Annotated in this window: 13 protein-coding genes and 1 riboswitch; of the genes, 8 read left to right on the top strand and 5 right to left on the bottom strand. The window is 38.7% G+C overall.

What is annotated here, in order from left to right; all coding sequences use genetic code 11:
* Positions 1-203: 203 nt before the first annotated feature.
* The 8 genes from CAL6303_RS26140 to CAL6303_RS26105 all read left to right on the top strand — a co-directional run bounded on the left by CAL6303_RS26140 (position 204) and on the right by CAL6303_RS26105 (position 11470).
* Complete coding sequence (locus tag CAL6303_RS26140; RefSeq protein ID WP_015200849.1) at positions 204-1151, top strand: aspartoacylase; 948 nt, start codon at positions 204-206, stop codon at positions 1149-1151.
* A 321-nt stretch (positions 1152-1472) separates the two neighbouring features.
* The gene (locus CAL6303_RS26135) at positions 1473-3167 is read left to right on the top strand and encodes an ABC-F family ATP-binding cassette domain-containing protein (protein WP_015200848.1); all 1695 of its coding nucleotides are present in this window, start codon (positions 1473-1475) and stop codon (positions 3165-3167) included.
* Positions 3168-3337: 170 nt separating this feature from the next.
* Positions 3338-4645, top strand: a complete 1308-nt coding sequence (gene purD, locus CAL6303_RS26130) for a phosphoribosylamine--glycine ligase (protein ID WP_041740943.1) — start codon at positions 3338-3340, stop codon at positions 4643-4645.
* A gap of 617 nt (positions 4646-5262) precedes the next feature.
* Positions 5263-6519, top strand: a complete 1257-nt coding sequence (locus CAL6303_RS26125; protein ID WP_015200846.1) for a DUF4912 domain-containing protein — start codon at positions 5263-5265, stop codon at positions 6517-6519.
* Positions 6520-7310: 791 nt separating this feature from the next.
* Positions 7311-8159: a hypothetical protein gene (locus tag CAL6303_RS26120; protein WP_015200845.1), complete on the top strand. Its 849-nt coding sequence runs from the start codon at positions 7311-7313 to the stop codon at positions 8157-8159.
* Between the two features lie 165 nt (positions 8160-8324).
* Positions 8325-8587, top strand: a riboswitch (cobalamin riboswitch).
* A 32-nt stretch (positions 8588-8619) separates the two neighbouring features.
* Positions 8620-10131, top strand: coding sequence for a precorrin-3B synthase (cobG, locus tag CAL6303_RS26115; RefSeq protein ID WP_015200844.1), 1512 nt, complete (start codon positions 8620-8622; stop codon positions 10129-10131).
* The gene (locus CAL6303_RS26110; RefSeq protein WP_015200843.1) at positions 10131-10760 is read left to right on the top strand and encodes a precorrin-8X methylmutase; all 630 of its coding nucleotides are present in this window, start codon (positions 10131-10133) and stop codon (positions 10758-10760) included. Before cobG ends, CAL6303_RS26110 begins: the two co-directional genes overlap by 1 nt.
* Positions 10760-11470: a precorrin-2 C(20)-methyltransferase gene (locus tag CAL6303_RS26105; RefSeq protein WP_015200842.1), complete on the top strand. Its 711-nt coding sequence runs from the start codon at positions 10760-10762 to the stop codon at positions 11468-11470. The genes CAL6303_RS26110 and CAL6303_RS26105 overlap by 1 nt, the downstream gene beginning before the upstream one ends.
* Before the next feature lie 98 nt (positions 11471-11568).
* Here CAL6303_RS26105 and CAL6303_RS26100 read toward each other — a convergent pair whose 3' ends face one another.
* From CAL6303_RS26100 to CAL6303_RS26080, 5 genes are all read right to left on the bottom strand, one after another.
* Positions 11569-11793, bottom strand: coding sequence for a type II toxin-antitoxin system HicB family antitoxin (locus CAL6303_RS26100; protein WP_015200841.1), 225 nt, complete (start codon positions 11791-11793; stop codon positions 11569-11571).
* Positions 11790-12017, bottom strand: coding sequence for a type II toxin-antitoxin system HicA family toxin (locus CAL6303_RS26095; RefSeq protein WP_015200840.1), 228 nt, complete (start codon positions 12015-12017; stop codon positions 11790-11792). The genes CAL6303_RS26100 and CAL6303_RS26095 overlap by 4 nt, the downstream gene beginning before the upstream one ends.
* A 23-nt stretch (positions 12018-12040) precedes the next feature.
* Positions 12041-12583, bottom strand: a complete 543-nt coding sequence (pyrR, locus tag CAL6303_RS26090) for a bifunctional pyr operon transcriptional regulator/uracil phosphoribosyltransferase PyrR (protein ID WP_015200839.1) — start codon at positions 12581-12583, stop codon at positions 12041-12043.
* A gap of 113 nt (positions 12584-12696) precedes the next feature.
* Entirely contained in the window at positions 12697-13671 is a 975-nt protein-coding gene (gene cbiB / locus CAL6303_RS26085) for an adenosylcobinamide-phosphate synthase CbiB (RefSeq protein WP_015200838.1), read from the bottom strand.
* Positions 13672-13806: 135 nt separating this feature from the next.
* Positions 13807-14901, bottom strand: a complete 1095-nt coding sequence (locus tag CAL6303_RS26080; RefSeq protein WP_015200837.1) for an ABC transporter ATP-binding protein — start codon at positions 14899-14901, stop codon at positions 13807-13809.
* Between the last annotated feature and the right edge of the window lie 3 nt (positions 14902-14904).

Raw genomic sequence — 14904 nt, 5'->3', positions numbered from 1 at the left:
TGTAACGACATTTAATTAGTTCTGCTAACTCAAGTTTTAGAGTCACTGACTAAACTTACAGAAACGATACTGCAATGAATAAGTAAGCTAATGTACCTTTCGCTCAATAAAGCGATCGCAAACTCAACCCAATACCTATTCTGCCGTATATGGTAAAGGTTAGTTAATTTACTAGATGCAATCTAAATCAATAATTAATAACTATGAGCTTAAATCAAATTAGGCGAGTTGCGATCGCAGGTGGAACCCATGGAAATGAATTAACGGGTATTTACTTAATTAAGAAGTTTGAAAATTTACCCAGCTTAATTCAACGTTCAAGTTTTGAAACAGTGACATTTATGGCTAATCCTAAAGCTTTTGAGATTGGAAAGCGATATTTCGATACTGATTTAAATCGGTGTTTTCTCAAACAAGATTTAGCAAATCCAGCTTTATCGACTTACGAAGCAAAGCGTGCTTTGGAAATATCTCAAATTTTCGGTAGTGGAGGTAGTTTAGAAGCGGACTTTATAGTGGATTTGCATACTACCACTTCTAATATGGGTTTGACGGTTATTTTAAGAGGCTTAGAGTCTCACTATATAGACTTTGCTGCTTACTTACAATCAATGATGCCGGAGATTAAAATACTTTGCTCTTTAATTGGTGATACAGAGAATTCCCATCTAGATTCTATTAGTGAATTTGGCTGCACCGTAGAAGTTGGTGCGATTGCCCAAAACATATTAGATGCTAGATTGTTTCAAGAAACTGAAAAACTTATTTATTTAATTCTAGATTATTTAGAAGCTTGTAATCAAGAAAAAGAGCCAAAAGTCGAAAATATTCCAGTTATTTATCAAGTTACCCATAGTATTGATTATCCGAGAAATCCATCTGGCGAAATTCAAGCAATGGTTCACCCGAATTTACAATTTAGAGATTATGAACCTCTATATCCTGGTAAACCAATTTTTGTCACCTTAGAAGGTGAAGAAATTTTACATGAAGAGAAATCAATTGTTTATCCAGTCTTTATTAATGAAGCCGCATATTATGAAAAAGGTATTGCTATGTGTATTTGTGAAAAATTAGAGATTAGCCAAGAATTGAGAATTATAAATAGAGAAACAAAAATACATTTTAATATCCCAGAAAATGCAAATTAAGTCTCATACTTTACTCAAAATAATTTTTTGGGGAGAATAAATACTATGAAGTCCCCGTTCTTTGAACTTACAGAGTAGTTAGTTATTCGGCTGAAGCTAGTTTGAAACCTTTCCGGGATAGTATTTTTACTTATTGGATTTTCTATATCCACACCCTACAACTCACCACTGTAGCAGCAGTCAAGATCCCCAAAAATATAACTTCCAATTAATTTTCCTACTTGATGTATGTTGAGCACATATTTGTGGTTAAATTTTGTTAAGATTAACTCGGCATCAATCTAGATCCCTTTAACCAACTTCCTACCCCGGAGATAACCAATGCTGCGACTCGAACATATTAGTAAGATTTACCCAACAGGAGAAGTTCTCAAGGATGTAAACTGGGAAGTTAAGTCAGGCGATCGCATTGGCTTGGTAGGGGTTAATGGTGCGGGAAAATCCACCCAATTAAAAATTATTGCCGGGGAGATTGAACCGACTGCGGGGGAGATTATTCGTCCTTCTAGCTTAAATATTGCCTATCTTAACCAAGAATTTGAAGTTGATCCCACACGTACAGTCAGCGAAGAGTTTTGGACTGTATTTAAGGAAGCAAACGAAGTACAGATGGGTTTGTTGCAGGTGCAGCGCGACATGGAAACCGCAACACCCGATGAGTTGGACAAATTAATTAATAAGCTAGATAAGTTACAACGGCAGTTTGAAGGCTTGGATGGTTATGGCTTAGATGCACGGATTGGGAAAATTTTACCCGAAATGGGGTTTGTTCTGGAAGATAGCGATCGCTTGGTGAGTGCATTTAGCGGTGGTTGGCAAATGCGGATGGGTTTAGGGAAAATTTTGCTCCAGAATCCCGACTTATTGCTACTGGATGAACCGACAAACCACTTGGATTTGGAAACCATTGAGTGGCTGGAAGGATATCTCAAGAAACTCACTACCCCAATGATCATAGTTTCCCATGACCGGGAATTCTTAGATCGTCTTTGTACCCAAATTGTGGAAACTGAACGCGGTGTTTCCAGTACTTATTTAGGGAATTATTCCGCATATTTACAACAAAAAGCGGAAAATCAATCTGCACAGATGAGTGCTTTTGAACGTCAGCAAAAAGAAATCGAAAAACAACAAACATTTGTCGATAGATTCCGCGCTAGTGCAACTCGCAGTACCCAAGCAAAAAGCCGTGAGAAACAGTTAGATAAAATTGAGCGCATCGAAGCACCTACAAGTAGTGTTAGAACATTACATTTCCAATTTCCTCCTGCACCTCGTAGTGGTAGGGAAGTAGTGGAAATAAAAAATCTAACCCACATTTATGATGATAAAGTCCTATTTTTAGGTGCAGACTTATTAATTGAAAGGGGTGATAGAATTGCCTTTCTTGGTCCTAATGGTGCTGGCAAATCAACACTTCTACGCCTAATTACTGGCATGGAACAGCCTACAGAAGGAATTGTTAAATTAGGCGATCATAATGTGATTCCTGGATACTTTGAACAGAACCAAGCTGAAGCCTTAGATTTGAATAAGTCAGTTATGGATACCATCCATGATGAGATGCCAGACTGGAGTAATGAAGAAGTTCGTACACTATTAGGTAAATTTTTATTTAGCGGTGACACTGTTTTTAAAAATGTTGCTCCCCTTAGTGGTGGAGAAAAAGCTCGTTTAGCATTAGCAAAAATGCTCTTACGTCCAGCTAATTTACTGATTCTAGATGAGCCAACAAACCACTTAGATATTCCCGCTAAGGAAATGTTAGAAAGCGCCCTTCAAAACTATGATGGTAGTGTGATAGTTGTTTCCCACGACCGTTATTTTATCTCACAAGTAGCCAACAAAATTGTGGAAATTCGGGATGGTGAATTCCGCGTTTATTTAGGCGATTACCATTACTATCTCAGCAAAATTGAAGAAGAAAAAGAAGCCGCAAAATTAGCAGCTATTGAAGCTGAAAAAGCTGCGAAAAAAGCTGCGAAAACAACAAAAGCAAGTGGGAAGAAAAAGTAATTTCCCCTTCAATTCATAAGTTTATATCTCCGACTTCTTAAATGAAGTCGGAGATATTGTCGTTTAAGTTATTACCCACAAAGTTTATAATTTACAATTGCGAGAAAACTTGCATCTGTAACCCAATTGGTGAAAAAATATTGGATTGCATGGGAAATGGAGCAAGGGTAGTGAAAATTTTACTTGTTGGGAATGGTGGGCGAGAACATGCCATAGCTTGGAAGTTATTGCAATCCAAGGATGTAGAAAAAATCTTTTGTACCCCTGGAAATGGGGGAACAGCAACTTTACCAGCTTGTGAAAATGTCCCTTTGGCAGTTGATGATTTTGCTGGAATAAGTCAGCTAGCGGCAAAGGAAGGAATTTCTTTGGTAGTCGTGGGACCAGAAGTTCCCTTAGCTCATGGTATCACTGACTACCTCCAAGCGAAAGGATTGATGGTTTTTGGTCCCAATCGCATGGGCGCACAAATTGAAGCTAGTAAGGCTTGGGCAAAGGCTTTTATGCAGGAAGCGGGGATTCCCACAGCTAAATCTGCGGTATTTACTGAGGGATTAGCCGCTAAATCATACGTAAAAGCAGAGGGAATCCCAATTGTGCTTAAGGCTGATGGTTTAGCCGCAGGCAAAGGTGTAATTATCGCGGAAACCTTGGAACAAGCTGAGGCAGCAATTGAGGCAATTTTTGGCGGACAGTTTGGGAGTGCTGGGAACTTTATCGTCATTGAAGAGTATTTACCAGGACAGGAAGTATCTGTTTTAGCTTTAACCGACGGGGTGACAATTCGTCCTTTATTACCAGCCCAAGATCATAAACGCATTGGCGAAGGTGATACAGGAGATAATACTGGAGGGATGGGGGCTTATGCACCTGCACCAATTGCCACAGAAGAGATGATGTCAAGGGTACAAAAGGAAGTTTTAGAAAGTGCGATCGCTACTTTCAACAAACGGGGTATAGACTATCGTGGGGTGCTATATGCCGGGTTAATGGTATTACCAGATGGAAATTTCAGCGTCTTGGAATTTAATTGTCGTTTTGGTGATCCCGAAACTCAGGTAATTTTACCTTTACTGGATACCCCTTTGGTAGATTTATTAATTGCTTGCGCGCAGCAAAAACTCTCAGAAATGCCACCGATAAAATGGAAAGATGGGGCAGCAGCTACAGTAGTCGCCGCTTCAGGGGGGTACCCGGGGGATTACGTCAAAGGAAAAGTAATTACAGGTATTTCCGAGGCACAAACCAAAGACGGGAATGACTCACATCCCGCAAGCTATATATTCCATGCCGGAACCAAGTTAGAATCCTCTCAACTTCTCACCGATGGTGGACGGGTTTTAAATATCACTGGAATAGGTAAAGACTTTAAACAAGCCCTAGCCCAAGCTTATAAGAGTATTGCTCAAATTCAATTTGAAGGGATGTACTACCGTCGAGATATTGGACATAGGCTAGAAAAGCAAACAGAGGTATGATTTAATACTGTCCATGCGATCCCCGATCTGATTAAGACAGTTTCATCTTATAGTCCTTTCTCAAATCTAATCGCCTAAAAATAGCTTAAATTAGAGGTATTTTCAGTTCTATAGAGAGATACGGGTACGATATCTCTCTATTATTTTTGGCTATGCTTACTAGTAATAAATAGTATAATTTTAGCAAATATCTAAGTATAAATATTTAATAAGCATTTATACGTCAGAATTCTTTAACAATTCACACTATTCTCAACCCTCAGAACCTTAGAATGTCATGATTCCTTAACAATGAAGATCCCAGATAGCCTGTAAATTCGTAGAAAGATTGAAAATAGCACCCTGAACCCCTTGATCCCAGTGGGGGGTCTCTGGTTAATATTCAGTTACAAAGAACTCCTTCCTTACCGATCCCAAACAAAACATTTATTGACCGAAGCAAAATTGAAGAAATCTTCAATAGTGCTTAGATCAGAAAAATATTTAATTAAGAAGCTGAAAATTTAAACAGCAAATTGGGAAAAACTCATCTGGGGGGTTAATCAAATTAATTTTTAGTTATTAATCAGGGGAAATTAAGAGAAAATTACATACAAAATAACCGGAGTTCAAAAATCATGGCAAAAGAACGCCCACCATTAGATGAAATGACATTGCGACAACTGCGTAAAGTTGCAAGTGCCTATGGTGTCTCACGTTACAGTCGGATGCGTAAATCGCAGTTATTAGCTTCAATTTTAGAAGTTGAACGTAACAAACCCTCTCTCACTCAATCTCGTGTACTGGAGGCTCAAGAAGTCGTGGAAGCAGCAAAATTCGAGTTAGGACAAGTAGATCGCAATGGCGGTAATCTTTCAGATGTAGATGAATTTCTGGCAGATTTACCAGGTGGATATGGCGAAAGCCGCATTGTATTAATGCCTCGTGATCCTCAATGGGCTTACACCTATTGGGACATTCCTAACGAGCATAAAGAAGAGCTACGACGCAACGGTGGACAACAATTAGCCCTCAGAATTTATGATGTCACTGACATCAATTTAGATCACCAAAGCCCCCACAGCATTCAAGAATACCCCAGCGACGAATTGGCAAGAGAGTGGTATTTACCAATTCCTGTCAGTGACAGAGACTACGTGATTGATATTGGCTATCGCTGTGCTGATGGACGCTGGTTAGTTCTGGCACGCTCTGCCCGCGTTCATGTTCCTCCTGTCTATCCTTCCGATTGGATTGAAGATGTATTTATCACCGTAGACTTTGAAGATGATTTACGGGGTAAAACTTTATACGAACTTGTACCTCCAGCGAAGAAGTTTGCTACATCCACATCCGATAGCGCTGCGGGCAACACTGGCAATGCAATCTACGATCAAATCTTCGGGATGACTGAATCAGCCGAAGCAATGCGTGTTGCTGGTTCCTTGTTTGGTTCTATGCACCAAGTACCTGGTGTGACATCACCGGAACAAGCAATCAGTTCTTACATATTCCCCAGTGGTGTTGGTATGTGGGCAGTTCCCACTACATCTGGCTTAAACATGTCGGGTGTTGGGATGTCGGGTGCTGGTTTCTCTGGTGATGTACCAATGCGTCCTCGCAAATTCTGGTTAATTGCTGATGCAGAATTGATTGTATATGGTGCTACTGAACCAGATGCAAACGTAACTATTGGAGGTCGTCCCATCAAACTCAATCCAGATGGTACTTTCCGCTTCCAGATGTCATTCCAAGACGGCTTGATTGATTACCCAATTATGGCAGTTGCAGCAGATGGTGAACAAACTCGTTCAATTCACATGAAGTTTGAACGCGAAACCCCATCACGCAATACCAATACTAAGGAAGAAGCTGTTTTAGAATGGCTTTCCTAGAATTGGGTTTAAGTCACTAACTTAAGTCAACTAAAAATGAATTGAAAAGGATGGGTAGTTATACACTGCCCATTTTTTTGCGATTAATTAGACTTAAACCTCAAAGCCAGTATTTACGCTTCCCATCAGGAATAAGTAACCAATCAAAATTAATTACACAATGTCATTGCGTAGTTTACTTCTACGTTCTTGCATTAGTAGCAGGCAGGATGCCTGCACCACAATAAATTTTAGGATATGTTTTTATTTGGAAGTCTCTTACACTACTTTATCCACACAGATTATACGTGGGTATCAAGGAATTTCCGTAGCACACTAGAGGTAAAAATAATAAAAAGTTATCTATTGTGCAGATTAAGATGATTCCGGCTTTGAAATCTCAAATCTTTATCTTATTTAATCACTAATTAAATCGAAGATCTTCCTAGTACAAGTTATAACGGTATCAGCAGAAGATTTTGTTTGGGCTAAACAAAATAAATGTTTTGTATCAGTGTTAATACTGTCCACCTAGTTTCATTTGTTGCTTTCATGTATCCGGATATATAGAATAAAACTAGAAATATAAGTTACTGAGATTGATGCAAAATATTGACAACTGCTCAAAATTGAAGTGTTTCAAGATTAAGACTTGAGTAGGAGTTATGGCAAAGCAGGATTTTGAGTACCTAATATTAGCTTTCACGCTGAGACTTAGGACTCAAACAAAAGCCTTAACATGCTGAGGGGTGACTTCTATAAGTCATCTTTGCAGGAGTCCTGCAAGAGTATTTATCGCACCAGGGAGAATTATGAATTTATTAGATGATATTGAGTTAGTCAGGCAATTTATACAAGGCGAGATCAAATTATATTACAATCACAATCTCCGTGTTGAGCCGCTTTCAGATACGATTCAACTACTTTCAAAGAAAGGAATTTTATTAGCAAAGGTTAAAAATACAGATAACTCAAAGGTTTTCTTTATACGTAAAGAATCTGACTACTGGGAATTGCTTAATAGACTGTTGATTGAAAATTCTGTGATTCCACTAGGGAAAGAAGAGGGAGGATTGATGCGTTATGAGTATCAACCAGTTCCCGATGGCTTTAAAGTCAACTATGGTGAAGTCGTAAATTTATGGAGAATTTGGCGATTCCAAACCCACAAAAAGCGTAGCGATGTGGTGATCGAAAAAGGTTTACAAATATTTATAAATAATAAGTGGCAAGCTGTCAGAAGCATGGTATTCAATCAGGAAGATGTCTACATTACGACCTCCTCTGATGAATTAGTTTTCACAGTTAACCAGCGCATAATTTGGGCAAGTAAGAAAGTCGGAGAACCACCAGCGCAAAGTCTGAGTCAGGATTTGGATTTAGGAGAAACTTTTATTGCTAAAGACAATACTAGTAATTCCAGTAATTCCTACTCAACAGTTGGAGGTAATGACACCAGACAAGCACCACAATCAAAAAACAATAATATTTTGAGTGTTTATCAAGGTAAACTCTATATTCAAACTATTGAGGGTGAAATAGTTGTTGAAGGTTCTAATCTAAAATTCTGGTTTACTCCACCTGATGGAGAAGAAGCTATTCCCATGGCAGTTGAAGTTCAAAGTAATAGAAAAACAGCTTGGGAATTACTGATGTCGTAAAATACTTCTGTCATCTTAGCTCAACTAATCCCCCTAATTCATCCACTTTTTTGTGGTTTCCTGCTAGTAATAGTGAAGAAACTCAAAATTATCAGGTGATGCAAAAATGTAGCTAGTTACTAGATGGGGATTATTCCAAATAGATAAAAAAAATTAGAATTTAAAATTTAGATACCAAACTCATGATATATTGCATAAGCTTATGATTGGGAAACTCCGGTGAAACTCCGGGACTGTGCCGCAACTGTAAACCATTTTAGATTCTAAATTTAGTGTGGCTTTTCGCTGCTTTGCCGAAGCCTATGAACACTGAAATAATAGCCATAAAGATGAATAGCGATCGCTTGTTGAGTTCGTTGTCAACTTATGGTTAAAATCAACTTAGAATCTGGTAAGTCAGAATGCCAACATCAGCAGCATCCTATCAATTTCCTACGTTGCATAGGGAAGGAGTTGTCTATTGTCGGCTTCGATTAAAACCTCATCGGTTAATTTCCCTCCAGAAATTTCAGTTAATCAATCACTTTTTGACACACCAAAATGCCCGGGTATTTTTTACCAAACACCTGCCCGTGATGGAAATATCATCAGGGTTAGAATTCCTGGAGGCATAATTAACACTTTACAGTTAAGTGCAATTATTGACTTAGCTAAAAATTTTGGTGATGCAAATGTATATTTAACGAATCGTGCTAACTTGCAAATTCGTGGAGTCAGAGAAATTCCCTCTACAGCTGTAACTAGTTTACAGCAAGTTGGGTTAGCAGCAGTAATTCCCGAAATCGATCATATCCGCAACATTATGGCAAGTCCAACTGCGGGAATTGATGTGGAGGAGTTAATTAATACTCTTCCTTTAGTGCGGGAACTAGATAATTATATTTGTTCTCATCCGGAATTACAAAGATTATCGGCAAAATTTAGTGTGGGATTTGATGGTAGTGGCACAGTAGCAATTTACCAGCAACCCAATGATATTAAATTTGTCGCAGTACGGGACTTAGATGGTGAAATCTATTTACGGTTATTGTTAGGGAATTCTACAAATATTGTTATTCACCAGCAACAATGCTTACCTGTGATTGTAGCTTTGATTAAGGTTTACTTAATGCAGGTGAATATTCATACATCGTCTAAGCCAAGATTTTTAGAAGTTGTCAAAAATCTGGGGACAGAAAAGTATTTAGAATTAGTGAAATCTGAATTACCTTTTGTTTTAAAAAGAACAAATATTCAGTTTGATGAACGGGAAAATAAGCATCATCATTTGGATATTCATCAACAGAAACAGCTAAATTTATCTTACATAGGAATTGCGATAAATTTAGGTAAAATTTCCACTTCTAATCTACAAAAGCTTGGAGAGATTGCAGATGTATATGGAAATAAAACATTACGCTTGACTCCTTGGCAAAATATTTTAATTCCTGATATTGAAAATCAAAATATTTTCAAAGTTAAATCTGAGATAGCAAACATAGGTTTACAGATATCTGCCAGCAGTCCCCAATCGGGAATAGTTGCCTGCACTGGGAATCAAGGTTGTAAAGCTGGAATTACAGATACAAAAGCGATGGCAACTATCTTAGCTGAATATTTGACTAGCCGTATTTCCTTAGATCTTCCTTGTAAAATTCATTTAACTAGTTGTTCCAAATCTTGTGCTTATCATGGTAAAAGTGATATCACACTTTTAGGAGCAACTATTGAGAAAAATGGATTAAGAACTGAAGGTTATAATCTCTACATTGGGGATTTAGAAACAAACTTTGGCAGAGAAATATATCGTAATTTACCATCTACAGAAATATCAGCAGTGGTTTTGAAAATATTGCAAATATATCAAGAAAAACGCCAAGATTTGCAAGAAACATTTGTAAATTTCGTCAATCACTACGAAATCCCTACATTACAAAAGTTATTTAATATTGATCATCTCTTAACATCTATTTTTAAAGAAGTGAAAGATTAATGTTAGAATATATCCATGATGGTAATGAAATTTACCGTCGCTCCTTTGCAACTATTCGCGCCGAAGCTAACTTAACAAAATTTTCCAGTGATTTAGCAACTGTGGTTGTGCGACTAATTCACACATGTGGGATGATTGATATTGTTGATGATATTGAAGCTTCAAGTAATGCTGTGAAAGTCGCTAGGGAAGCATTAAAAGCTGGAAAACCAGTATTATGTGATGCCCAAATGGTAGCCGCAGGTATCACCCGCAAACGTTTACCCACAACCAACCCGATAATTTGTACCCTAAATGATTTAGAAGTTCCAGATTTAGCAAAACGTATCGGGAATACCCGTTCTGCCGCAGCCTTAGAATTGTGGCATCCTCATTTAGAAGGGGCAATAGTCACAATTGGGAATGCACCCACAGCCTTATTTTACTTGTTAGAAATGCTCGATGCTGGTGCTGTAAAACCAGCAGTAATTTTAGGATTTCCAGTAGGGTTTGTGGGTGCAGCAGAATCAAAAACAGCCCTAGCCGCAAATAGTAGAGGTATACCCTTTATTACTTTACATGGGCGACGGGGAGGAAGTGCGATCGCAGCTGCCGCTGTGAATGCTTTGGCAAAGGAAGAGGAGATATAATGTCTAATTCACCCGGTAATCTCTATGGTATTGGCATTGGTCCTGGCGATCCAGAATTGTTAACCATTAAAGGTTTACGATTGTTACAGGCTGCACCAGTGGTAGCTTACCCAATGTCAGAAAATAAACCACCTTTAGCAAGATCGATTATTGCCCAGTATCTCACAGGGAATCAGATAGAAATACCGATGTTGTTGCCCTTCAAATTGGAACAATCTTCCCAACCTTATTATGATGCAGCAGCCGAAAAAATCGCCGAATATTTAGTATCAGGGAAAGATGTGGTGGTGTTATGCGAAGGAGATCCATTTTTCTTCGGCACTTTCATGTATATTTACAATCGCCTATCTCCGCGATTCCACACTGAAGTTGTACCAGGCGTATCTTCTGTAATGGCTAGTGCATCAGCATTAGGAGTGCCATTAACCTATCGCAACGATGTTTTTATGGTGTTATCTTCCATACTTAGTGCGGAAGTATTGGCAGAAAAACTAGCAGTTGCCGATGCCGCAGTTATTATTAAATTAGGAAAGCACTTTCCGAAGGTTTACGAAGTTTTACAGCAATTGGGATTAGCTGAACGTGCCAAGTATATAGAAAGGGCAACAACGAGTAAACAGCGCATTGTGCCTATAAATGAAGTTAACCCTGATGATGTCCCTTATTTTGCGTTGATAGTGGTACCCAGTCAGTGGAAACCAGATATTTAAATCAGCCTAATTATACCAATTTGAAAAAAGAATCCGACAGGCGGGTTGGTAGGGATACTGATTCATAAATCTCAGGTATTTGAACTTTGAGTCGAATTTTATGCAGCTTTTGCTGACTTCCGTATAGTTTGAGGTTCTGGTAAAGGTTCACCGTTTTCTAAGGATGACTCAATCAACATTTCTAGAACCTCTTGAGCATTTTTTATCGCTTCTTCATAAGTGTCACCATGAGTACATGGTTGATAAACATTAATGAATTCGGGTAGAGAAGCGACATAGCAATTATCTTCATCTGACCATTGAATCACGATTGTATATTTCATTCCTCAACTTCTCCTTCTTCTGATTCAAGTCTACTTAATTCTTGTAGTGCTTCATTGACTTGCTTTTCCAAATATGTTTTCGCATCGTCTCCATCTTTCCCAGAAATAATAATAGATTTAGCTAATTTTGGGTGTATCCATTTGCTATGACTACCTTTTGCTGGTGTATAACCAAATCCTGCTTGTAGCAGTAAGCTTTTTAATTCTCTAATTTTCTTGGGCATAAATTTCGTTTATCTTCTTAATTTTAATCGCCGATTAATTCCACTGCATCACGTCCATCAAAATCCTGTAAAAAAACCTTGACAATTTCCTCTTTTGCTGTTGGTAGTTGTTTGCCGATAAAATCAGGGTGAATGGGAACTTCACGATGTCCTCGATCAACTAATACAGCTAAACGTATGACTTCTGGTCTACCATAATCATGGACTGCATTAAGTGCAGCACGGATTGTTCGACCTTTAAAAATTACATCATCGACTAATACAACTATTTTCCCGGTTAAGTCGAAGGGGATTTCCGTTTTCGCGGGTGTACGGATACCAATTTTATCCAAATCATCACGATAAAAGGTGATATCAATTGCCCCAAGTGGTACCGATATCCCTTCCAATATTTCGATTTGACGCGCTAAAAGTTCCGCTAGGGGAACTCCTCTAGTATGAATACCGAGGAGAACAAGTTGTGATAAATCTCTTGTCCGTTCAATAATTTGCGAGGCAAGACGGGTGACTGTACGTCGGATTTCTTCTGAAGAGAGAATTGTAACAACTTTAGTTGAGCCGTTCATATACTGATAAGCCTAAGTTAATAGTTATACTATATATTTATCTAGTTCCGGGTTATAAATTAGAGGTTATTTTTATTTCCTACTATTTTATTTATCATCTTTTGTTGAATAGGTTAGCTTGCATGAGATAGTGCGATCGCTATCACAATAGAAACCCCTAACCACAACAAAAAGCTATTACGGGTAAGTTGTAATGCTTTGTAAATGGTTTGTGCTTTGATGGGATAGATACTATCTCCTAATAATGGCTTATATTTGGTAATTCCCTGATATGAGTTGACACCCCCCATTTGCACACCTAATACCGCTGCATAGGCAGATTCACTCCAACCAGAATTTGGGCTAGGATCTTGGGGTGCATCACGCCGACAAATTCGCCAAACTTCCCCAGGTTTAGCAGAAATCAAAGCTAGGGTAATAATTGCAAAGCGGCAGGGAATCCAAGTAAAATAATCTTCAAATCGAGCGCTAAACCAACCAATATGGATGTATGGTTCGGTTTTGTAGCCAATCATTGAATCTAGGGTACTACTAGCTTTGTAAGCAAATGCGAAGGGAAGAGCACCAATAAAAGGAATAAATCCACCGACGATGGCATAAAATAAAGGAGCCATCACCCCATCGGTAGCATTTTCGGCAACTGTTTCTAAAACAGCACGTAATATTTCTGCTTCAGTTAGGTTTGCTGTATCTCGACCCACATATCCACTTAAAATAGAGCGGGTTTGTTCAATATCACCTGTTGCCAAAGAATTTAATACAGATTTTGCCGCATTTGTCAAACTTCCTAAAGCGAAACAGCTAGATAGCATAATGATTTGAAATATCATCCCTACTAACGGATGAATAGCTGTAACAAAGTGAATAATTAAACCAGCAACAACACCACTACCCAAGATGAGGGTGACACCAATTACAACTCCAGCAAATCTTTGACTAAAACGATTGTGGCAGAATTTGAGAGCTAACTGACTCAACTTAGAAATAAACCATCCCATCACCTGTACAGGATGCAACCATGATACAGGATCGCCAATTAAAAAATCTAAGGTTGCTGCAAAGATGAAAATGTAAATCGGGAAGTTCAAAATTGGCTGTTGCTAAAGAATGGGATAATTGAACAGGTTTGTTCTGGTGTACGAAGTTAATGTCGGCTACTCAGATTTTACCAGTATGAATGACCTACAGGCTTGGTTCAATCGATAAGGTTTTTATGGTGTAATCTACTTTTGTGATGCTAGAGGGTACAATTTCTCACCTGTGGCAGTATCAAAGATGCAGATATGAGCTAAATCTAACTGTAATGGCAATAGTTCACCAGGTTGGGGACGGATATCCGCGTTTGCTTGGATGTTGATGATTGTGCTGAAATTGGGTATACCTGCACGAATTAGGGTTTCCCTTCCTAGGGGTTCAACTACTTTGACTTCAACAGTGAGTGAAGGGGAATCGCTACTAATTTTGGTGTGTTCGGGACGAATTCCTAAATCTAGTTGTTTCCCGGTTGCTAGATTTAGCTGGCTTTTAATCGGGTTGGGTATGGGTAAAGTCTGCCCCAAAATGTCAAAATTATCACCAACTATTTTAACTGGTAATATATTCATCGGAGGATTACCAATAAATGTCGCCACCATCCGATTAATCGGTTGATTGTAGATAGTTTGTGGATCTCCAATTTGCTGGATTCTTCCCCGATCTAAAACCACTATTTGGTCAGCTAGGGTCATCGCTTCTACTTGATCATGGGTGACGTACACCGTAGTATTACGCAAGTTATGATGTAATTGCTTCAACTCTGCCCTTGTGTCATCACGAAGTTGAGCATCAAGATTAGATAACGGTTCATCCAAAAGAAACACTTGTGCTTGTCGTGCGATCGCTCTTCCTAATGCTACCCTTTGCTGCTGTCCTCCCGATAGTTGTTTTGGCTTGCGATCAAGTAAATGGTCTAATGATAATGAGCGAGCAACCTCCATCACCCGTTGTTTGATGGTAGCAGCATCAGTTTTCCGCATTTTCAAGCCAAAAGCAATATTTTCGGCAACCGACATGTGGGGATATAGGGCATAATTTTGGAACACCATTGCCACATCCCTTTGTCTTGCAGGGATTTCATTCATTAAGCGATCGCCTATGTACAAGTTGCCTGATGTAGCATTGTCTAATCCGGCAATCGTCCGCAAAATAGTCGATTTTCCACATCCTGATGGTCCCACCAACACCCAAAATTCCCCATCAGGGATTTCAAAGCTGATATCTTCTACCGCTGTGACGTTGTTAAATCGACGTTGGATCTTTTCTAAACGAACATTTGCCATAGG

This window comes from Calothrix sp. PCC 6303 (genome assembly GCF_000317435.1).
In the GTDB taxonomy this organism is placed as follows: Bacteria; Cyanobacteriota; Cyanobacteriia; order Cyanobacteriales; family Nostocaceae; genus PCC-6303.
The sequence above is the reverse complement of the archived record's forward strand: the minus strand, read 5'-3'. Positions and strand labels throughout refer to the sequence as shown.